A 21,858-nucleotide genomic window follows, 5' to 3' on the forward strand; every position below is an offset into this window, starting at 1 on the left:
ATTCTATAATCATGAAAGATATCAAAAACGATTAAACGGCCTTAGCCCTATGGAATATAGAGCTAAAGCCGCTTAGATCATTTTTATTATTTCCACTGTCTACTTGACAGGGTGCAGATCAATTTACCTCTCGATGCCTTTTTGCCGACATTCTAAAAGAGAGTCTCTACTCTCTTTTTTTATGCATCAAATACTTCAACTTTCTCCATCACATCGCCTTGTTTATGGTTAAGAACGGTTTCCATTCCGGAAGTCACCTTGCCAAAAACAGTGTGGACGCCATTTAAATGCGGCTGTGGTTCGTGAACAATGAAGAATTGACTTCCACCAGTGTCTTTGCCTGCATGAGCCATTGATAAGGATCCTACCTCATGTTTATGTGGGTTCCCAGCAGTTTCACATTTTATTGTATATCCTGGTCCACCTGTTCCGTTTCCAACTGGGCAACCACCTTGGCTAACAAAACCAGGGATGACACGGTGGAAAGTTAAGCCATTATAAAAGCCTTCATTTGCCAGCTTTTCAAAATTGGCTACCGTTCCCGGTGCTTCATTAGGGTATAATTCAAATTCAATTTTCTTTCCATCTTGCATTTGTATGTATCCTTTTTTTGTCATCTCGACCACTCCTTTATCTAAATGAATCAGTCTTTATCATACATGAAGTTAATAAGAAAGAAAAGCAAAGGGCTTGTTTACGTGCATGAAAACCAGCCCTTTTAGTAAGAACTGGTTCCATTTTATAATCCTTATTTTACATAAATTGTTTCTGTCTTTTGAAAGCGGGAGATGACTCCTGTTATAACCATTGTAATGACGACTGGAATAAGCCAGCCTAGCCCGTGCTCATAGAAAGGCAATGTTTGTTTATAAAAGGAGATAATCGGTTCCATCCATCTAAAATAGGAAATTTCAAGTGAATCACATAATGTTTTAAAGCCATCTATAATGCTAATTAAAAAGGCAACTACTGTTGCTGCTACATACACTAATCTCGCATGATTAAAGAATGGTGAAACGAAAGTTAACATCATAAGTGTAATGGCAAGTGGATATAAAAACATCAATACTGGAATGGAGAATGTAATGATATTTGCTAATCCAAAGTTGGCAATAACAAACGAAAATAGAGAGAAAATAATCACAAATACTTGATAGCTAACTTTTGGCAGCAACGTATGAAAGTATTCTCCACAAGCTGTTATTAACCCAATGCTGGTTGTTAAACATGCAAGTGTGATCAAAATAGCGAGCATCAATGAACCAAATGAGCCAAAATAGTACGAAGAAGCATTGCTTAATACTGGTCCGCCTGTTTCAAATAACCCAAAACGCTCTGTCGTGGTAGCTCCTAAATAGGTGATGCCGACATAGATTAATGCCAGCAAGGAAACTGCTACAAGCCCCGTTTTAATGGTAGCCGTTAAAATTTCTCCTTTCGAAGTCACACCTAATGCACGAATCGCATTAATAACAATAATTCCAAAAACGAGTGAAGCAAGGGCATCCATTGTATTGTAACCTTCGAGAAAGCCTTTGCTAAATGCCCCATTTTTGTATGCGTCTTGAGGTGCTTCAAAAGAGCCGATTGGGTTTACGATCGACATTAGCAATAATACAAATAGTAAAATAATAATTCCTGGTGATAATATTTTTCCAACTCGGTCTACTATTTTCGCTGGATTTAATGATAACCACAATGTAATTCCAAAGAAAATAAGTGTGAAAATAAAGAGTCCAAATTGTGAAAATTTTTCTCCCACAAAAGGAGAAATTCCAATATCAAATGCAACAGTACCGGTCCGCGGTGTTGCAAAGAAGGGTCCAATTGTTAAGTACAATAATGAAGTAAAAAATACTCCATATGTCGGATGAACACGACTTGCTAAATCCTGTAAATTGGAACTTCCAGAAAAGCCCATTGCTAAAATCCCGAGCAAGGGAAGTCCGACACCAGTAGTTAAAAAGCCAATGACGGCTGGCCAAAAGTTTGTCCCAGCATTCTGCCCGAGCTGTGCCGGAAAAATTAAGTTCCCTGCTCCGAAAAATAGAGCAAATAGCATAACTCCTATGACAGAATAAGATGAAAAAGAAAGTTTGTTCTTCATAAAAAAACTACTCCTTAGACGATAAAAATAATCAACAAAAGCTATCATACAACTATTTTTCTGAAAAAACAATAATATTTTCTGGAATTGCGTAAATTTTTAAGAAAATTTCACAATTTCTTACTTTATCACTCTTTTAATAATACATTTATTATAATCATGAGGTTGCAAAATTATATATCTCGATAATAATTTTGTTAATATTTAAAATTTACTTGAAACTTTTTTTCATTTCAATCGTCTGTGCTTATAATGAGGTGAACAATGTGAAGAAAAAAACAAGAATCATTCTTTTATTTATTTTCTTACTCTCCATTATTGTCTTCTTTCGAAAAGGAATTATTCTTGATTATCTCGGGGTTCACTGGGAGAATCCATTTATACAGAAGGTTGAAATTCCAGCTGCATATGCTAAAGTCGATAGAAATGAGAATCAGATACCAGATCCAATCGATATTGTTGAAGCAGCACGAAAAGAGGTTGAGCAGCGAACCCGTTATGAAAGCAATTATTATGATGGTGGCTATCCCCCGGATGATGAAGGGGTGTGTACAGATGTGATCTGGCGTGGATTATTGGGGGCAAATATTAATTTGAAGGATGTCATGGATGCCGATATTGCGACTAACACGGATTTGTATCCTCGTGTAGGAGGGGCACCTGATCCAAATATCGATTTCCGTCGAGTACCTAATCAATATGTCTTTTTTGAAAGGTATGCTGAGAGCCTAACTACCGATTTAGTACCAGGAGATGTGGAAAATTTGAAAGAGTGGCAACCAGGCGATATTGTCGTATTTCTAGATGGATATCATCATGTAGGAATTGTTTCTGACAAACGTGCTGCAGACGGTACTCCCTATCTTATTCATAATAACCCACCCTTTGCTGCGGAAGTCAAATTAACTTCATTTAAGACGCCTATTGCCGGACATTATCGCTGGAAATATTAATGCGTTCCTAAAACAAACCTAGTCTGAAGCTGTAGCCTTCAGACTAGGTTTGTTTATTTAAGCTTGTGTAGTAGCTGACAGCTTCGGGGAAATTTGCTAACTCCTTTTTTCCTAGTTCACTAAGATCATAGACTCCTCTTGCAATCCTTCTGAACCAGCCGTAATGGTTTTGAGATAAAATCGATAGCGTCTTATCTCCAGTTCCCAATTGTCGAAGCTTTTTTGGTGATAATGGTCCGTATTGAAGGAAACAAGTGGCAATCTGAATACAATTTTCCTTATAGGCGGTCATGATTTTTATCTGATTGCTCCCACCAATATTATCGTTTATATTTCGACCTTTAATTTCATCAAATAGCTTTTGACGTTTTCTTTTATAACTTTGAATACTATATTTTCGATCATATGGTCCAGGTTCTAAAATCACTTCAAGTTTAGTAGTGGATTTTAAAAATGTAACCATAATTAAGCCTAGCTCTAACCTCTTCAACAGATGGCACATATCATGCCATTTTTTTGAATTTCGTTTGAAACGCGGTTTTGGAATGGCAACGTACACTTGATCCGTAAGACGTTGCCGGTTTGTTGCTTGAATTAGTAAGTCACTGTTGAAGTGTAATTTTAATTCGATAATAATCAATTCATCCGCTTTAACGGCAACGACATCACAGTCGTTCACCTCTCCATATACTTCATAGTTCAGTTTAGAAAAATATTTTTTAACTGGTGGAAATAAATCTTTTTCATATTTCTTCTCTTTGTTCATCACTAAACCCCTCATACTTTCTGAAGGTAAGTATAACATGAATTATTTAAAAGGAAGTGACCTTATATATACTTTCCAGCAGTAACAAGCCATTATTTTATAGAGATGAAAATTCTTCAACTAGTTCCTTAAACTTGGCCAAAGAATTCTTGATTGGTTCTGGCGAAGTTAAATCGACTCCCGTTTTCTTTAACAGCTCAAGCGGATAATCGGAGCTTCCACTCTTTAAAAACTCTAAATAGTTGTATAAAGTTTCTTCATTACCTTTTAGAAGATTCGTCGCAATTTGAATTGCTGATGCAAATCCTGTTGCGTACTTATATACGTAGAATGGTCGATAAAAATGTGGGATTCTTGCCCATCCGTATTTCATCTCTTCATCGGCAACGATAGTATCACCATAATATTCTCTTAATAAAGTTTCATAGATGGTATTAAAAACTTCAACATTTAATGGCTCCCCTTGTTCAGCTCTTTCGTGTGTTAATTTTTCGAATTCAGCAAACATGACTTGTGTGAAGAATGTCCCTCTAAATTTATCAATGAAATGATTAAGCAAATGACGTTGTACTTTTTCATTTTCTTCGTTATCTAACAAATAATTGATAAGCAACACTTCATTGACCGTTGAAGCTACTTCTGCAACGAAAATACTGTAGCGAGCTGTAATTTGTGGTTGGTATTGAGAACTTAGTTGACTGTGTACGCCATGGCCGCATTCATGGACTAACGTAAATAAACTATCGAGATCATCTTGATGATTCAAGAGAATAAACGGATGCACGCCATAGACGCCAAGATTATAGGCGCCTGAACGTTTCCCTGGAGTTTCTCTGACATCAAAATAGCGCGCCTTTTTGAAGTCCTTTAATGTATTTACATAATCCTCACCTAGTGGAGCTAATGCTCTTAGCATAATATCATATGCTTTATCATAAGGGATAACCTGCTTTACACCACTGACAAGAGGAACATTCATATCATACTGTCTTAATTCATCGAGCCCAAGCTTTTCTTTACGAAATTCTGAGTATTGATGCAATGGTGCAATATGCTTCTTGGTCGCCATGATTAAGTTTTCGTACACTTCTTTTGGAACGTTATCTGCAAATAAGCCTTTTTCAAGTGCAGATGGGTAGTTGCGAATTTTTGAAGTGGTTACATTATTTTTAATTGCCGCAGCCAAGGTTGAAGCGATTGAATTTTTCATCTGGAGATATGGTTTGTAATAAGCTTTATAGGCTTCCTTTCTCTTATCCCGATTTTCATCCTCGATTAATTTCGAGTACATTCCTCTTGTAAGCTCAACCTTTTCCCCACTTTCATTTGTCACCTCTCCAAACTTAATATCAGCATTATTGATCATCGCATAAGTATTGGCTGGTGCTGATAAGGCTTCCCCAAATTGAGACATGAGCGCTTCTTGTTCCTTGCTCAATACATGCTTTTTGTATCGAAATGATTCAAAAAGGTCTTTCTCAAAATAAGTTAATCCTTTCTCCTCAGCTATATATTTTTTTAAGGTATGTTCATCTAAGCTTAGCAAAAAAGGGAGAAAGAAAGATGTAGCTGAACTAATCTTTACACTTAATGCTCTTGCACGTTCCAATAATGATTGGGAAGTTGTATCACGAGTATCCTCATCAACCTTTAGCATTGCATAGGCAAAGAGGTGATTAAATTTATAGGACAGTTTCTCTTGAGTTGTTAAAAATTGATATAACTGAATTCCGTTGTGTATAGCTCCATCAAAAGTTTTTAATTCATTTGCCAGCAATTCTATCATTTTTAAATCTTCTTCCCACTTTTGAAGATTTATGTAAAGGTCCTCTAAATTCCATTTTTCCTTTAAGGGAACTTCTTCGCGTGATTTGTAAGTTATTGTCATAGTTGCACTCCTTCTTAATTTAACTGATCTGGGTCCATTTGGACAAAAGACTTTTCCGTTTTGATAAAAGTAAGAGACGTATATACCTCTATTTTCTTTTCTGTCAACCATTGGCGATCTGAAATGCCTAACATTTTTTAGCAATTACAGCAGCATCTCTCATCGTTTTATAAGCAATCTCTGTTTTTTCCTCCTGCTACATAAATTTCTTTTACTTCCGGTGATACATTTGATTCCTCGTGAAAAGTTCATGACCTAATTTCATTCCCTCCAAATATGCAGTTTATTTTTTTTTCGAAATGACATTTTCAATTGGGATGAGAATTTCAAAATGTGGATCTGACAAGTCTCTATCACGCGGGTATCTTTCATGTTTAATCGGTAATGGGTCGTAATAGGTTTTACTTGCATCAACATACGGGATATAGTTCATTTTGCTAATCCAAATTCCGATTTCCGAATAGCTTTGCCCTATATTCTCTCCTTTATCGTGATGTGTGGTGACATATGTGAGTTCAGGAACATAGAATTCCACCATCCCAGGTGGTATTTCCTCAAACTCGTTTACTTCAAAAAGGGAGTAATGGACAAAACCGTCTGGTCTTAAATGATAAGATAAACCAAGCTGTGTGTTGCGATCAAGTGGATTTTTTAACTCGTCTATTCGTAGAGTCATTTCATTGATTACTTCCTTTAATTGTGCCACTTCGCTGTATGCACCTTCCCATTTCAGGCCAATGGCCCGATACGCAGGTAACTTCTTGACAATATAGCGGGATGATTCCAATTATCATACACCTCTTTATAATTTATTAACATTTAATTCTTCTATGATTACGAAAATTCCTTCTATTTTTGGAAGGAATTCAATGAAGCGATCACGTATTTTATTCAATAACATAAATATGGGGGAATGAAAGTTGAAAAAAAGACATGAAGTTTTATTTAATCAATTAGAAGCATATCGTTCTTTAACTTTAAAAACTATTGAAAACATTAGCGAAGAGCAAGCTGAACTTATTCCAAATGGGTTTAACAACAATATTCGTTGGAATTTAGGGCATCTCTATTTAGACCAATATCTTTGGATTCAGGCAGTAACGAAGGAAAAAGTGAATCTACCCGAAGTTTTTCAGAGGTCGTTCGGTTTCCGCACATCGCCCAGCGATTTTACAGCGGAAACTCCGAGTACACAGGAGTTAAAAACACTTTTAAAAAACCAGCCTAGCGAAATCAAAAAACTCTTTGGCGAAAGATTAGAAGAGGAATTTGAACCTACAGATATGGGGATGTATACTATTGAACAGGTGCTCATCCGCACAATTTTCCACGAAGGAATACATTTTCAAGCCATTCTAGATATTAAGAAATTTCTATAATTGTTTAAAAGCCGCCAACTTATGTTGAACGGCTTTTAAACATTTCTTTATTATTGTCGTTCACTCTTTAAATGAGTGCATCGATGGTTATTATCATAGGTTTCCATTACGCCAGAATAAGCCTTGTCTCGATGGATATTGCGAAACTATCACTGTTGCGAAGCTCATTCCTGCACTATTGATCTCTAACTTAATGACTTTTGTTGCGATTCTGACTGTTTTTGGATTAACACTTGATGCGGGAGTGGGATTTCAATTCCATGTGCATCGAAAGCCTCTTTAATAGCTTTTCTTAATTGTCTTTCGATTGCCCATTGTTCACCGTTCACTGTTTTTGCAATGACGCGAATGACAACCTCTGAGGTACCGAACGCTTGTACACCAAGAACATTTGGTCCCTCAAGGATTGTTGAGGTTTGTTTAGCAACTCGCTCACATGCCTGCTGCATAACATCAATGGCATGATCGATATCATCCTCATAGGAAATACCGATATCGACTAGCGCGCGCATATTCCCCCTTGAATGATTGCTTAAACTTGTTATTTCTCGATTTGGAATAAAGTGCAGTGTCCCATCGAAGCCTCGAATTTGCGTTGTTCTAAGCCCCACTGCTTCGACAATGCCGTCAAAGTTTCCGACCGTGACATAATCATTAACATCAATCTGTTTTTCAAGTAAAAGAAAAAATCCGGTTACAACATCACTAACCAGTCCTTGGGCACCGAAACCGACAGCTAGGCCGACAATCCCGGCTCCAGCGATTAAACTTGCAACCGGTATTCCGAGAACGCTAAATAGAGTGGCAGCAAGGATAAAAACTAATGCATATGAAAAAATATTCTCTGCCAAGCGATGTAATGTTAAGGCTCTTCCTTCGGTTATATCTTGGCGGTGCAATATATTATTAAATGTCCGATCAAGAATTTTACGGCCAATCCGTCTAATAATCCAGTAGGCGAAAAGTATCCCAATTACTTTAAGTGTAATTACTCCGCCTTTAATCAGCAGATTTTCCCAATCGAAATTTGTAATGAAGTTTTCTAATTTAAACATAAAGACATCCTTTCTTTTCTTAAACAATCTCTCTGTTATCTGATGTTGTTGGCTTTTTAGTTTGATTGATGAAAATCGAGCCTTCTCATATTTAATGTCGCCCCTTCTCCCAGCATGGATATGTCGGAGATCTACGATAAAATGAAGTTAAAAAACAAACGGTTTATACTAGTTTGAAATTCTGTTAAATTGACTTTGTTATTTGTCGGTCTTGAATTTTGGTTCTTTTTCTCCAACTGTTTCGTGGAACTGAAATTCTTGTAAATCCTCTCTTTCGCAAGAAATGTAACAGTATTTTTAATAAATCCTCAAAAATAAAAGATGAAACCTGTTGATTTCATCTACGTTTATTTTCTTCATTCTCAGGAAATAAAAAATAGGAAATAATTCCTGAAAAAATAACGGCACCGAATGTAATCAACATTCGAATGGAAAGATCAATTTCGGAATAGCCTGTTTGCAGCATATAAATTGATGCTATGCCAACAATAACCATTATTGGAACGATAAAAGTGACTCTTTTGGATTTCAAGATCGTTTTTCCCCTTTTTCAGCATTATCTCTTTCTATTATAGCGGTCTAGCATCAGTTGGTAAAATGGAAGGATTCATAAAAATGCTTCAATATATGGATTCTTGCAGAGTAAATAAAGAGGTCATCTAAGTTATTTTCTACATATTCAGCAATATTTTCGAGTGCTTTGCAAGCTCTAAAAATTAATAATTCAGATTGTTCCTTTTGCCAATTAAATTGATTAAGCCGAACAATTTCTTCCCCTAATAATTGTATACGATATTCTTCTATGATGTTTTTAAGGCGAAATAGTTTATGGTGATCAGATAGATTATTGATGTTTTCACTATTGCGAACATACTGAGCAAAATGAATTAAATTTTCTCCAAATAGAGTTGCTCGCTCTTGTTCAAATTTCAATTATTGTCCCTCCTCACATTACTGTTTTCTACCGTAAATGTATGTGAATTTGTCGATTTTTAGAAGATGCTTTGAACGATGAATATCCGATTTATTTCGTGGAAACCTAGGGATGAGGAGGTGTACATAATTGAAGAAAAAAAATAAACGATGGATCAAGTTTTTCAAGGCTTAACTCGTGCAACAGGAGTTGATAAAGGGAATGATGGAAAAGAGGGAAATGGATCTTTATTCACAACATTGCCCTTTATTGACATAAATTTTTTTGTAAAGGAGAAGACTATGCAAATTTCACAACAAACACCAATGCCGTCACCACCACCGGCCATTACGACAAAGGACTTGTCCTATTTAAAGGATGCAATGTCGTGGGAATTACTTGCATTCAAGAAATTTCACTTCTATGCACAGCAAGTAAATGATCTTGAGATTAAACAAGCATTTGAACAGGCTGGACAAATGCATCAAAATCATTATCAACGTTTACTTTCCCATTTACAGGTTAATAACGATGCCATTATGGCGAATGTTCCGAATCCAAATCAAGGTCAACAGCATTAAGAAAGCAGGTGATGTATTTTGCAAAATCAACAACAAAACAAGCAGATTGCAAATCCTTCAACAGGACAGTTACCGAAGATAAAAACACCAGAAATGAATGAAAGAGACTTTATCAATGACGGATTATCCACGTGTAAGTATTTAACAGATAGTTTAAATATTGCCGTTCGTGAGGCAAGTCATGACCAGTTGTATCAAGACTTTTTGCAAATATTGGAAGAGACGCATCAAACTTCAAGAGAACTTTTTAATTTAATGTTTAAAAAGGGTTGGTATAAATTGGAGGCAGCTGAACAGCAAAAAGTTGATCAAGCGTACCAACAATTTAGCAATTACTCTACACAATTCCCTTATCAATAATCTTGCCTTTTGCAGGGACGATCCTTGCAATGTTAAGCTACATGAAAAATATTAATTATAGAAAATAATTTTTCCGTGTTAAAAGCTTGCTCTGACTCGATCAAATGTTAAGAGAGTGTTGACTTTCTCCCTTCGTTTTCTCGAATCAGAGCCGTGCTAATGTTTCGTTATTTGATCACAAGCAAGCGTTCTTTCTCTTTTTAAATGGCTTTGTTAAACAGAATTGTTGATAAAATGATTTTTCCCTCATTTCGCGTGAAACCAAAATTTCACTTGGGGCTGTCCAAAAAAGTCAGTGAAAGCAGACTTTTTTGGACAGCCCTTTTCTTTTGGCTAAATTTGTTAAAAACGAATGAAGTTCATTCGCTTTCTTTTATGGTCTAGGTTTGTTGTGGATCACTTTTTTATGGGTTTTCAAGCAGCAAAGACCTAACATCTACAAATCGGGGATTTAACTTTATCGTGTAAGGCGATAAGCACTCAGAAAAATAGCTTTGAAATAACCATTGCAGGAGTATCTCGAATTTTAATGGTTTCAAAGATAATTTGCGCTTTTTTCTTTTGTTAAAAAACATAATTAAAAAAAGAAGAACCCTTGACAAAATATTCTAATTTTTCAAAAAATCTGATACAATGTAAATAAGAGCAAACTCAGTAGCTATTTCTATTGCACATGACACCAATTATTTAAATGAGGAGGTTTGTCCATGTACAGGATTAAAGAAAAGGAAATGCTTTTTATTTATACCGGCCCTGATGGTTCTGGTCGAAAAACGGTGGCAAAAATGGTGGCGACTGCTTTTGATATGGAGACAGTGCTCTCTTACACGACACGTCTGCCCCGCCACTACGAAACAAATGGTGAGGATTATCACTTTGTAGATGAAGAGACATTTAGAACTATGAATCTAGCTGGAGAATTTTTAGAGGCTGTTGAGCTTGATGGAAATCACTATGGCATTCGAGAAAAAGACATAATTAGAGCCTTTGAAAATCACAATCTTGTCTATTTAACTTTAAATCCTGAAGGAACGGAAAAGCTTAAGAGGATGTATGGTGAACGGGTCATGAGATTCTTTATTTATGCCAACCGTGATACAGTCATAAATAGACAAAAGGAACGGGGCGACAATGAGAGAGATATTGAGCGCCATCTCACCCATTACGATGAAATTATGGCTTACAAAAGCAAATGTGAATATGTGTTTGAAAATTATGATTCGCCACAAATATCGTATCAGGTCAGCGAAGAAATTGAAAAATTTTTAGACCGAGATTTGATTGTCACCGATTATTAATCACGATTCAATTAATGAAAAGGTGTTGTTAAACAATAATTGTGGATAAAACGATTTTTGGCTCATTTCGTGTGAAACCAATGTTTCAAACAAAATGAGCCAAAAATCAACTCGGTATATAATAAAGCCTATAGAGGTCCTACCAACAAAACGCGAAAAACATATGCTAAGATTTCGACATGAAGAAAGCCGATTTCCTACGCTAAGTAATCGGTTTTTTGATTTGGTGTTGATTAAAAATAAATTTCCTACTTCACAATATCCATATTCTTTTCTTGTTCCCACAGTAGGAATATGAATTAAACATTCAAAGCAAAGATATACAGTTTAACTTGTTGGAACTAACCATTTAGAGAGAATATAGTAATAATAGATCGATTAGAGGGCAACGTAAATTTCTAGAAAAGAAAAAACTCTGTAGAGATTTCTTTCTACAGAGCCCTTCTTAAGGGACAAGGAACCTGTCCCTTAAGAAGGGCAGTCAATCGAAGAAAGCTTGAAGAAATAAAAAATAAGGATCATTAATTTTCTTGTCCATTTACTTTTATTACAGATTACTTTGCGGTCTACAGCATGAACCCTGTCTATCATCAAGCCTAATCAAAAAAACCGTTTGTAAAAGTTTGACTTTTACAAACGGTTTTTTTGATATTCATTAAAATTTCATTAAATGAGTGTAAGTTTTTTTATTGAGTTCGAAGATATCCGCCTCAATTAATAAAAGAGAACTCCAAATTTCTATCACAAAATTAGCGCTAGAATAATATTCTTTTGTCCATTCGTAAGATGAATTCATAGAAATCTCTCCTATACCATTTTCAAAATAGTCAATAGATGTGAGTTCTAAATAATCCCCATCTTCTAATTCATAAAAAGAAAATCTATTTTCTCCATTGTTCTTTAAAAAATAATAAGAAGAGACATTTTTAAAAGCTATTTCAAAATATTCAACATTTCCATTTTCCGTTAACTTCAAATTCATACGAATTGAGTTTTCCATTAAGTTAAAGTCAATTTTTTCAATTACACTTGCCCACAAACTACCTAACTTTTCATTCAAATTCTCCATTTACATCATTTCCTTTTAGCTGCATTTACCATCTTGGTTATTTGACTTAAGAAGTTATCTCCTAAATCAATATGAGTTTGTCCTTTGTCCCCAGATAGTTTACCTTTAATTGTATAAGACCCTTTTCCATCAATACTTACTCTAAAATATGGTTTAGCCCTTCCACCTGAACCAGTATTCATTATTCGAACAGTAATCGGTTTCTTTCCATTAGGTATTTCAACTTTATAACCATTTTTTAATTTGGAAGTTTTTCCGCCTATTTTCTTTGCTACAAGTTTTGCAACAGTTTGTGTAGATGGTATTGGCATTTTTCCTTTATATTTTTTGGCAGCATACTTAATCCCTTTTTTTGCAACATATTTAACAACATACCGCCCACCAGTATAAACTAAAATAGCCACAAGTGGATGCTCACCGTCCGGATCATCTAGCATAACTGGATTATTTTGAGCATACGCATATGGATGCTGGCTAATAGGATCTATTGCTTCACCTGGCTTAGGATCAACTGCTAAGAAAACTCCTTCTTTTGGTTCATAATATCGTGCCAACAAATAGTATAAACCTGTTTCATTGTCATAACGGTAAGAGGCATATCGATACGGGTTTACATCTGCCATCGGACCGCTTTTTGATAAAATATTTCCCCATCCGTCATACATATAGGAAGCGACAGTGTTTCCAAATGCATCCGTTAAGGCAGTAACATCCTTATGTTCGTTAACTACATAATAATAAGTATTTCCATCCTTTGTCATTGTCAGAGGGCGTCCATAATCATCGTAAGAATATTCTGCAGTAATGGTGCCATCCTCATTCGTTTCAAATAGCACCTGATTTTCATCATAATGATAGTATGTTGTTTGGCCGTTGATGGTTTTGCTGATACGGCGGCCTTCTTCATTGTAAGCATAGGTTGCTACAATTTGGCCACTTAGTTTCTGAACTTCCACCAGCTCATTTAGTTTATTATACACATACTTGTAGCTTCTGTCCCGCATACGATTTCCGTTTAGGTCATAAATGTATGATTGACCATTTGATGCTGTTAGTTGGTTATTGGCATTATACGAATAAGTCTCGGTTGTAATCTGATCATTTTTCGCCGTTATCTGCTTTGTCCGGTTGCCTAATCCGTCATACTCATATGTAATAGACGCACCGTCTATGGTCGTTTCTTGGATTAGCTGGTTATTGCTATCATATTGAAATGTGGCTGTACCAGCATTAGACGTAACGGATGTTATATTTCCTCGTGTATCATATTCATACTTAAAGGTATCGAAAATCGCTGTTCCTTTTTTAACCGTCAGCGTCTTCAGCTGTCTCGCTACATCATATTCATACGTTGATGAAATACCATTTACATATGAAATTGTAGCCGGTGAATCTGTTGTAGTATACGTTAAAGATACCTGGCTGGTTCCATTTCGCTTAACGTGTGACAGACGTTCCAGATTATCAATTGTATAGTTTTGTGTAAAAGACTGTGTGCCTGATAGGCCTTTCACAGAAATAGCAGCATCTGTACTATCATAACCATATTGAACAGACTGGCTTCCAAGTGTTGACTTTAATATTTTGCCATTTGCATTATACAAGAAAGTCTTTTTTGCTCCTGTTACAACATTAAGTACAGCAGCAACATTGCCATCCGCATTATAGGTGTATGTCCATTTTCTTGAACCATTTAATGCTATATGAGAGAGCTGATTATTATTATTATAAATATTTTGTAGTTTATCTCCAGATGGATAAACGGTTTCTTTTTTATTTCCATTCTCATCATAGATATAAGTTATTGTCTCTCCAAGTGGCTCTTTTCTTGATGTCATCTGATTCTGAGCATTATATGTAAAAAGAGTCTGTTGCATTGCTGCATTTGTCGTCATTATCAAATTTCCATTGGCATCATAATCATAAGAGGTTACATTGCCTTTAGCATCTTTTACTTGTGTCAACAAATTTCGAAGGTCATAGGTGTAATTAATTGTATTTAACACCGGATCAGTAACACTTGTTGTGTTTCCATATTTATCTTGAAGAGTAGTGGTGGTCCTTCCTAGAGGATCCGTTACAGACTTCTGATAGTTTTTATTTTCGTCATATACATAATTTTCTTTCGTGCCATCCGCAAATGTTGTACTAATCAAATTTCCATAACTGTCGTATTCATGGACCGTTGTTTCCCCTGCAGGATTGATCTCCTCGATCAGATCACCTACACTGTTGTATACGTTTGTTGTTGTTCCTTTGGAGTCGGTAACCGTCAGTGGCTGGCTAAATTCATTATACGTATAGGTAACCGTATTCCCCAGCGGATCTTTTGTGGATAACAGGTTCCCTTTACTGTCATAGGTATTAATCGTCTGATTTCCCAAGGCATCTGTTTGGATGATCGGGTTATAGTTCGTATCATACTCGGTACTTGTGATATTTCCAAGAGGATCGATGGTTTCTAGTATGACATAATTATCATCTAACCAATACTCTGTTTGGTTTCCTTTCGCATCTGTTTCTATAGCTATATAATTCGAAATATCATAGGAATAGGTTGTTTTTGAAAGAGCTGTATCTGCAATCGTTGGCTGTTGTACATTTGTTAAAAAGCCGTTTGTATAGGTGTAATTGGTTTCCTGATTTTTCGCGTCAATAACGGTAACTAATTCACCGTCTGTATTATAATTGAAAGTTGTAACAGATCCTGTTTCTCCATCTTTAAAAATGGTAGATGTTTTTAAATTACCGTTTGCATCATACGTATAAGCTGTTTTCTTGGTTCCTTCAAAGCTCGTGGAAACAATACGGCCATTTTGATAGTCCAATGTTAATCTACGACCAGATGCATCGGTAATACCTGTTAATGTGCCATCCGCTTGACGCTGATACGTAATTTTGTTCTTATTCCTGTCTTCCTCATAATCGATTCGGTAAATTCGGCTTGGTGCTTCAGGATCTTTAATCAGATCACGAAAAACCGTCCGATTCCCATTGTAGTCAGCTAAAACAAAGGAGTCCGTATTGGCTTTGGTCAAAGTCAAATAAAGACCTGCTGGAGCTTTATATGTTCCAGTTGTTGTGTCGTAAGTGAAAAAGTGAACCGTTCCATCTTCCTGCTGATAGAGAACATCATTATTAGGAAATTGGGTTACCGTATCGCTGCCTGTATATGACCATCCATAGCCAATCGGTGAATCCTCTACCGCTTTGGAATTGTATGTTCGGGAGAAGGAAAAACCAGAATTCCCACGTCCACTGACAGAAAAATCAGTGGTTTCGAGAACCAGATTCCCAGTTCCGAGATTTACAAAGCCTTGTCCATCAGAAAGTGCATGCTCCGCATACGACCAATAATCTTCTAGACCTAGTCGGCTGACAGGATAATATACAATTGAAAGCTTGGGTGAATATTTCAAATCACCTGTTGCCCCAGAAGCATCACCGGAATAAAACTTTTTGTACGTCGCAAGTGATTCATTCTAAGCTTTTAGCATCAAGCCTAAATTTTGAGAGGGCTGATTAATCCACTTCTGGACGATATCTGCACTTATACGCCACTTAAATAATGGTGGTGCTGGAAGAGAAGTATCAAGTGCGCCAATTGTCTGGGCGGAAAGGCTGACAGGTGTATAATCACCGCCTTTGTTCGTCCACAAATCGCTTAATGTTCGGCGATTCCACGTAGCTCGGTTTTCCTCCCAGGCGTTCCTCATTTCAAAGAGCTGAATAACGGATGATGTATCATTCCAGACAGATGACAGATGGAGATTTAACTGAGCACTCATTATTTTTGCGCCTTTAGGCAATGTTCCAACATCAAATTGAAGGAGCGATCGAACAATATTGTTAGAGGTTTTATGAAAACCTGCTCCTAGTTCCAAATCGGCTCCACCTGTTGTATCTGGCAAGGCACTTCGGATCGTTGTATCGTTCAAGTCTTTTTTAGGTTGGAATACTTTCACAGTAGGGTCAAGTACAACAGGGTATACCCTCTCTGATGCTTTTAGCCATTCCATATCAGGTTTCAGAGTAAGGATTAGGTTATCTCCATTTTGCTCGGTATACATTTCAATTTGATCACTCCATGCCCCTTCTGGCATGGGCGTCTTCATATTAGAAACAAATCCTTCTGGCTTTGATGAATCCATCATAAAAGGCTTTTCAATTGCAAAAAGATGTTCTTTCGAGGAAGAATCAAGTAAATATAAGTAACCATCTTCTGTTTTTTCCAATATTAATCCACTGATATTAAATTGAAATGTATATTCTAACTGCTTGTCATTGCTTGGTTTTTCCTTTAATAAAATATCTTCTTTAATCTTGCTGTTATTAACGGTGTAGGAGAGGTCTGTATTGGGATAAATCTCTTTGTATATAACTTTATTTTCTTCCACCACGGCAGGGACTTCCGCTGCCAGTTCTCCATTTTGATCAACCGATTCAATTTCTACAGCTTTACCTTGTTGTTCAATTGACATAAGAGGCTGATTTGGTTTAATTTTTGACGAGAAAGAGGCATCGAATTCATTTTTCTTATTGTGAAAACGGCCTGTTTTTGTTTTCGTTAATGTATTATCAATCGGTTCCCATTTTTTTGTTTCTTCGTCTTGAACATGAATGGGTTCCGAGTAGATTTCCATTTTGTAAGAACCATCTTCCTGTTTAAAGACTTGAGATGTGGACGTCCGTTTTTCAACAATTTCTTGCTCTTGTTGAGGAGAAGGCACTATGACCTCTTTTTCTTCTGCTGAAGTTGCCTCCACATTGTTTAGTGGTGGTACCACACTGAATAACAATGTTGCAACTACTAGTTTTGCTATAACTCGATTCAAATATATTCCTCCATATCTATTTAATTCTAAGAATAGTATAAACTTTAATTATATATGTTAAATAGGCATAACTTACTATTTTGTAATCTATCTGTAAAATTTGTAAAATAGTTGTTTTAACACAAGATAGTGTCACAAATAAATCAAATTATTAATTTTCTGTTTGTTTATAAATGAGACAAAACAGAGAAATTTTGGCAATCGTTAAAATTTTCTTCCTCATGCTCCCTCCCCTTAAATGGATATGACTATATTACAACGGTTAAGGAACAAGCGTAAAATACATATTTATTATGATTTTCATAACTTTAAGTTATATCCAATGCGTGAGGAAGAATGCTTTGAAATATAATCGATAAAAGTTCGCCCGGCATATGAAAGATATTTATCCTTCTTTGTAATCAGCGCAAGATTCCAGGGGGTTATCGGAATAAGTTCTATGATTCGAATGCGCTTATTCATAACTCGATTACAAATTGATTCCGGCAGGATCGTTACCCCTAAGTTGGCAGCGACCATTTCTGACATAAAGTCCCACTGTGAGCTTTTAAATAAAATCTTTGGTTCAAAACCGCTCTCGATAAATTTCTTTCACATAATGTCATGGAGGGTAAAATCTTCATGATAAAAGATGAGCTCTTCATCCTTTAATTCTTTAAGATGAACTTTTTTAAAGAAGCAAGTTTTTACATTTTGCTATTGTAAGAAAATATTTTAATTGCCGCAATTCCATTTAAAAAAACCTCCAACCCTTTTCTCTAATTCATTTTTAGCACGTTTTTACTAGGTAAACAATCAGCATTCATTACTAATATTTCATCTTCTCCCATTTACAAAATTAAGATTTGCTCCTATAATACTTTCATACAAATGAATAAGTGCATTCACTCATATAATCGCGGGGATATGGCCTGCAAGTTTCTACCAGTGTACCGTAAATATACTGACTATGGGTGAGCAATGGGGATAACACCTAATGAAAGGTGTTTATTCCATTTCCTTCTATGATAGCACCTGAAGGTCATTGGCTCACTCATGTTTGAGGAGTGTCATGACGTTCAGGTTTTTTATGTAATGGCTTTTTATACTGTCCAATTTTTGGTTCATGTCCTCTCTGATCCTAAAGTGTTTCTTAAAAGGGTGTGAAGCTTTGATTTCATACGAAATGATCCAAAATCACTTTATCAACCATTCTGTTTTAAAAAGCCAATGCCATAAGGAGGAAAATGATGAAAACATTAAAAGACAAAATTAGGTTTGAAGGAAGAGTACTTTCTTCACAGGTTTTAAAAGTTGATTCTTTTTTAAACCATCAAATTGACCCCCGATTGATGGCGGAAGTTGGAAAGGAATTTGCCAACCGTTTTAAGAAAGAAAATATTACCAAAGTGTTGACTATCGAGTCTTCCGGAATTGCACCAGGCTTAATGGCCGCTTTAGAATTAGAGGTTCCTGTCGTTTTTGCTCGCAAAAGAAAGTCACTGACTCTAGTTAATGATTTACTTACTGCAAGCGTGCACTCGTTTACAAAAAATGAAACCAACGAGATTTCTGTTTCAAATCAATTTTTAATGCAAGATGACCGTGTCTTAATTATTGATGATTTTCTCGCTAACGGTCAGGCAGCATTAGGTTTAGTCGATATTGTCAAAGCTTCGGGTGCAGAAGTCGCAGGTATTGGGATTGTGATTGAAAAATCATTCCAAAATGGTGGCAGCCTACTTAGAGAAAAAGGCTTTCGAGTCGAATCTCTTGCTAGAATAAGTTCTCTTGAAGGTGGCGTGCAATTTTTGGATGAAGTGGAGGCTGCGCTATTATGAACAGAGACTTGTTTAAAACAACATCATTAGGGATTCAGCATGTTTTGGCCATGTATGCTGGAGCAGTGATCGTACCTATTATTGTCGGAGGTGCGTTAGGATTAACAGGTGAGCAGCTTACTTATTTAGTATCAATTGATATTTTAATGTGTGGGGTTGCGACCCTTTTACAGGTTTGGAAGAATCGTTTTTTCGGAATTGGCTTGCCGGTTGTACTCGGATGTACATTTACCGCAGTGGCTCCTATGATTGCTATTGGTGGAGAACATGGAATTTCCGCAATTTATGGAGCTATTTTAGTATCAGGCTTAATTGTCATTTTAATTTCTACTATTTTTAGTAAATTGGTTAAATTTTTTCCACCTGTCGTAACGGGCTCTGTTGTGACAATTATCGGTATCACTCTTATCCCGGTAGCGATGAATAATATTGCCGGCGGTGAAGGAAGTGCTGACTATGGCTCACTGACAAATATTTCCCTTGCCTTCTCTACGTTATTGTTCATTTTGCTTTTATACCGCTTTACGAGAGGATTCATCCGCTCCATCTCAATCTTAATCGGGCTGTTAGCAGGAACGGCTGTTGCTTACTTAATCGGCATGGTTGATTTTAGTGAAGTTTCCGAAGCATCATGGGTGCATTTGCCAACGCCATTTTATTTTGGAATGCCGACTTTTGAATGGTCTGCTATTTTGACGATGACGATTGTTGCTATTATTAGTCTTGTAGAATCCTCAGGTGTCTATTTTGTGTTAGGTGAAATTACTGAGAAAAAGATTACTGAAAAGGATTTATCGAAGGGATATCGCGCAGAAGGTTTAGCCATTGTTTTAGGCGGCGTATTTAATGCTTTCCCTTATACGACTTACTCGCAAAACGTTGGGCTTCTGCAGCTCTCCGGTGTTAAACGTAATAATGTTATATACACAGCAGGAATCATTCTCGTCCTCCTTGGCCTCATTCCAAAAATTGGTGCATTCACAACGGTTATTCCAACCTCTGTGCTCGGTGGAGCAATGGTTGCCATGTTTGGAATGGTTATTGCTGCAGGAATCAAAATGCTTAGTAGGATTGATTTTAACTCTCAGGAGAACCTTTTAATTGTTGCTTGTTCCATTGGAATGGGGCTCGGTGTTACAACTGTTCCGGCTATTTTTAACAATCTTCCAGAAGGAATTCACATTTTAACAAGCAATGGCATCGTTATCGGAAGTCTAACAGCGATCGTGTTGAATATCATCTTTCATCTTGCCCCTAGAAAAAAAGCAAATCATCCTGTTCAAGAACAGCAAGCCTCATAATAGATTAAAGCACTCTTTCTTTTTAGAAGAGTGCTTTTTAATGTTTTGAAAAGATGATGCAATCACTTTTGTATCGGAAAAGATTCATATGTTCAATGAACATTTAAGATCCTATTTTTGAAAGATTACATTTTTCGCTGAGTTAAGTTGTCAAGAAATTTATAGAGGACACTGTCTTCTGTTTCATTGTTTGTCGTTTTAATGATACTTCTTTCAAACGATAAATCGATTGTCTACCGATGGAATGGTACTCAATCGCATATTGAGAAACTTCACTGAGCGCAAAGCAATTACGACCGTCAAAGATAACGGGTCTCTTCATTAATTTTTCATATAATGCCAAAGGGAAATCTTTAATAACATCCCAATCGGTGACGATAAAGGCGAGGTCAGCTTCTTGCAGAGCATGCCGGATATCATCGGTAACCTTTACTTCATCTGGAAGCAGCTTTCTCCCCTTTTCATACGCAACAGGATCAAATGCTATCACTTTTGCCCCATCTTGAATAAGTTTGTTTGCTAATGGCAGAGCTGGAGATTCCCTCAGATCATCTGTGTTCGGTTTAAAGGAAAGGCCGAGGAGCGCTATTTTTAAATGTTTAAGCTTCGCAAATCTCGTCTTTGCCTTTTCAAAAAGAAGTGATTGCTGCCGATTATTTACATGGATAACAGCTTCAAGAAGTTCGAATTGATGACTTAAATTCCCAGCGATTTGCATTAAGGCGTTCGTATCTTTCGGAAAGCATGAGCCGCCATAGCCGATTCCAGCTTTTAAAAATTGCGTTCCGATTCTTGAGTCACTGCCCATTCCTCGAGCGACATCTTCAATATTGGCGTTTAATCTTTCGCAAATGTTGGCAATTTCATTAATAAAGCTAATCTTCGTCGCTAAAAATGCATTGGAGGCATATTTAATTAGTTCTGCGCTCCTTAAATCAGTGCGAATAATGTTCAGATGCAACGGTTCATATAATTCCATTAAGATTTTAGCGCCAACGTCATCATCAGCACCGATGACGATCCGGTCTGCGTGAAATGTATCTTGAAGTGCTTGCCCTTCTCGTAGAAATTCTGGATTGGAGACAACGTGGACATTAATTGGCTGTACCGCATGCTTTTCGATAAATTTCTTTACTATTTCACTCGTACCGACGGGAACAGTGCTTTTTGTGACCACAACGATTTCATCATGGGCTGAGAGACTGATTTCTTTGGCGGCTTCCATCAGATAGGAAAGGTCCACGGAACCATCCTGCAATGATGGGGTTCCCACTGCGAGATAAATAATATCCGCATTTTGAATGGCTTGGCGATGATTCCACGTAAAAGAGAGTCGTCCGCTTTTTAAATTTTGCACTAATAATGTCTCTAATCCAGGCTCATATATAGGGGATTTCCCAGCCATTAAAAGGTTGATCTTGTTTTTATCAATATCAACACAGATGACGTTATGCCCGAGTTCTGCTAGAGATACGGCGGTAACTAAACCAACATAGCCCGTTCCGATTATCGCAATTGCCCTCTTCTCCAAAA

21 protein-coding genes and 1 riboswitch are annotated in these 21,858 nt (G+C 36.6%); of the genes, 8 read left to right on the forward strand and 13 right to left on the reverse strand.

Going from position 1 to position 21,858, the window contains the following annotated elements; all coding sequences use genetic code 11:
- A partial coding sequence (locus FCJ93_RS25905) for an IS3 family transposase (protein ID WP_137743581.1) occupies positions 1-76 on the forward strand: 76 nt, incomplete at its 5' end.
- 103 nt (positions 77-179) lie between these two features.
- Here the strand turns inward: FCJ93_RS25905 and FCJ93_RS14210 are convergent.
- Complete coding sequence (locus FCJ93_RS14210) at positions 180-617, reverse strand: peptidylprolyl isomerase (RefSeq protein WP_095313216.1); 438 nt, start codon at positions 615-617, stop codon at positions 180-182.
- 131 nt (positions 618-748) lie between these two features.
- Entirely contained in the window at positions 749-2,107 is a 1,359-nt protein-coding gene (brnQ, locus tag FCJ93_RS14215; RefSeq protein ID WP_137743981.1) for a branched-chain amino acid transport system II carrier protein, read from the reverse strand.
- A 266-nt stretch (positions 2,108-2,373) separates the two neighbouring features.
- Between brnQ and FCJ93_RS14220 the strand changes: the two genes are divergently transcribed.
- On the forward strand, positions 2,374-3,060 hold the full coding sequence (locus FCJ93_RS14220; RefSeq protein ID WP_095313220.1) for a DUF1287 domain-containing protein: 687 nt from the start codon (positions 2,374-2,376) through the stop codon (positions 3,058-3,060).
- A gap of 43 nt (positions 3,061-3,103) precedes the next feature.
- Here FCJ93_RS14220 and FCJ93_RS14225 read toward each other — a convergent pair whose 3' ends face one another.
- The 3 genes from FCJ93_RS14225 to FCJ93_RS14235 form a co-directional block, all read right to left on the reverse strand.
- Positions 3,104-3,826: a DUF2161 domain-containing phosphodiesterase gene (locus tag FCJ93_RS14225; RefSeq protein ID WP_137743982.1), complete on the reverse strand. Its 723-nt coding sequence runs from the start codon at positions 3,824-3,826 to the stop codon at positions 3,104-3,106.
- Between the two features lie 97 nt (positions 3,827-3,923).
- Entirely contained in the window at positions 3,924-5,714 is a 1,791-nt protein-coding gene (pepF, locus tag FCJ93_RS14230; protein ID WP_137743983.1) for an oligoendopeptidase F, read from the reverse strand.
- Positions 5,715-5,997: 283 nt separating this feature from the next.
- Positions 5,998-6,501, reverse strand: coding sequence for a GyrI-like domain-containing protein (locus FCJ93_RS14235; protein WP_211344122.1), 504 nt, complete (start codon positions 6,499-6,501; stop codon positions 5,998-6,000).
- Between the two features lie 133 nt (positions 6,502-6,634).
- Here FCJ93_RS14235 and FCJ93_RS14240 point away from each other — a divergent pair, with 133 nt between their 5' ends.
- Positions 6,635-7,093, forward strand: coding sequence for a DinB family protein (locus tag FCJ93_RS14240; RefSeq protein WP_095313226.1), 459 nt, complete (start codon positions 6,635-6,637; stop codon positions 7,091-7,093).
- 185 nt (positions 7,094-7,278) lie between these two features.
- Here the strand turns inward: FCJ93_RS14240 and FCJ93_RS14245 are convergent, their stop codons facing one another.
- From FCJ93_RS14245 to FCJ93_RS14255, 3 genes are all read right to left on the reverse strand, one after another.
- A complete protein-coding gene (locus FCJ93_RS14245; RefSeq protein ID WP_095313228.1) occupies positions 7,279-8,148 on the reverse strand; it encodes a mechanosensitive ion channel family protein in 870 nt (289 codons plus the stop codon).
- Positions 8,149-8,485: 337 nt separating this feature from the next.
- On the reverse strand, positions 8,486-8,680 hold the full coding sequence (locus tag FCJ93_RS14250; RefSeq protein ID WP_095313230.1) for a histidine kinase: 195 nt from the start codon (positions 8,678-8,680) through the stop codon (positions 8,486-8,488).
- Between the two features lie 53 nt (positions 8,681-8,733).
- The gene (locus tag FCJ93_RS14255) at positions 8,734-9,081 is read right to left on the reverse strand and encodes a hypothetical protein (protein WP_095313232.1); all 348 of its coding nucleotides are present in this window, start codon (positions 9,079-9,081) and stop codon (positions 8,734-8,736) included.
- A gap of 282 nt (positions 9,082-9,363) precedes the next feature.
- Here FCJ93_RS14255 and FCJ93_RS14260 point away from each other — a divergent pair, with 282 nt between their 5' ends.
- The 3 genes from FCJ93_RS14260 (at position 9,364) to FCJ93_RS14270 (ending at position 11,300) form a co-directional block, all read left to right on the forward strand.
- Positions 9,364-9,642, forward strand: coding sequence for a ferritin-like domain-containing protein (locus FCJ93_RS14260; RefSeq protein WP_137743984.1), 279 nt, complete (start codon positions 9,364-9,366; stop codon positions 9,640-9,642).
- Positions 9,643-9,660: 18 nt separating this feature from the next.
- Positions 9,661-10,002 carry a spore coat protein gene (locus FCJ93_RS14265; RefSeq protein WP_235879487.1) on the forward strand — a complete coding sequence of 114 codons (342 nt, stop codon included), beginning with the start codon at positions 9,661-9,663 and terminating at the stop codon, positions 10,000-10,002.
- Positions 10,003-10,709: 707 nt separating this feature from the next.
- Positions 10,710-11,300 carry a guanylate kinase gene (locus FCJ93_RS14270; RefSeq protein WP_137743985.1) on the forward strand — a complete coding sequence of 197 codons (591 nt, stop codon included), beginning with the start codon at positions 10,710-10,712 and terminating at the stop codon, positions 11,298-11,300.
- A gap of 655 nt (positions 11,301-11,955) precedes the next feature.
- Here FCJ93_RS14270 and FCJ93_RS14275 read toward each other — a convergent pair.
- The 4 genes from FCJ93_RS14275 to FCJ93_RS25480 all read right to left on the reverse strand — a co-directional run bounded on the left by FCJ93_RS14275 (position 11,956) and on the right by FCJ93_RS25480 (position 17,786).
- A complete protein-coding gene (locus FCJ93_RS14275) occupies positions 11,956-12,369 on the reverse strand; it encodes a YxiG family protein (protein ID WP_137743986.1) in 414 nt (137 codons plus the stop codon).
- Positions 12,370-12,374: 5 nt separating this feature from the next.
- Positions 12,375-15,788 (reverse strand): RHS repeat-associated core domain-containing protein, encoded by a 3,414-nt coding sequence (locus tag FCJ93_RS14280; protein WP_137743987.1) that lies wholly within the window; start codon positions 15,786-15,788, stop codon positions 12,375-12,377.
- 63 nt (positions 15,789-15,851) lie between these two features.
- Entirely contained in the window at positions 15,852-17,204 is a 1,353-nt protein-coding gene (locus tag FCJ93_RS14285; RefSeq protein ID WP_137743988.1) for a DNRLRE domain-containing protein, read from the reverse strand.
- A 300-nt stretch (positions 17,205-17,504) separates the two neighbouring features.
- Positions 17,505-17,786 carry a LysR substrate-binding domain-containing protein gene (locus FCJ93_RS25480; protein WP_268951596.1) on the reverse strand — a complete coding sequence of 94 codons (282 nt, stop codon included), beginning with the start codon at positions 17,784-17,786 and terminating at the stop codon, positions 17,505-17,507.
- Between the two features lie 286 nt (positions 17,787-18,072).
- A riboswitch (purine riboswitch) is annotated at positions 18,073-18,174 on the forward strand.
- Between the two features lie 259 nt (positions 18,175-18,433).
- On the opposite strand from FCJ93_RS25480, the gene FCJ93_RS14295 reads away from it, so the two are divergent.
- Together FCJ93_RS14295 and FCJ93_RS14300 are read left to right on the forward strand one after the other, a co-directional pair.
- Positions 18,434-19,024: a xanthine phosphoribosyltransferase gene (locus tag FCJ93_RS14295; protein WP_095313245.1), complete on the forward strand. Its 591-nt coding sequence runs from the start codon at positions 18,434-18,436 to the stop codon at positions 19,022-19,024.
- Entirely contained in the window at positions 19,021-20,325 is a 1,305-nt protein-coding gene (locus tag FCJ93_RS14300) for a nucleobase:cation symporter-2 family protein (RefSeq protein WP_137743989.1), read from the forward strand. Before FCJ93_RS14295 ends, FCJ93_RS14300 begins: the two co-directional genes overlap by 4 nt.
- A gap of 142 nt (positions 20,326-20,467) precedes the next feature.
- Here the strand turns inward: FCJ93_RS14300 and FCJ93_RS14305 are convergent, their stop codons facing one another.
- Positions 20,468-21,856, reverse strand: coding sequence for a UDP-glucose dehydrogenase family protein (locus FCJ93_RS14305; RefSeq protein WP_137743990.1), 1,389 nt, complete (start codon positions 21,854-21,856; stop codon positions 20,468-20,470).
- Positions 21,857-21,858 lie beyond the last annotated feature (2 nt).

Origin of the sequence: Robertmurraya siralis (assembly GCF_005502275.1) — a bacterium.
Lineage (GTDB): Bacteria > Bacillota > Bacilli > Bacillales > Cytobacillaceae > Robertmurraya > Robertmurraya siralis.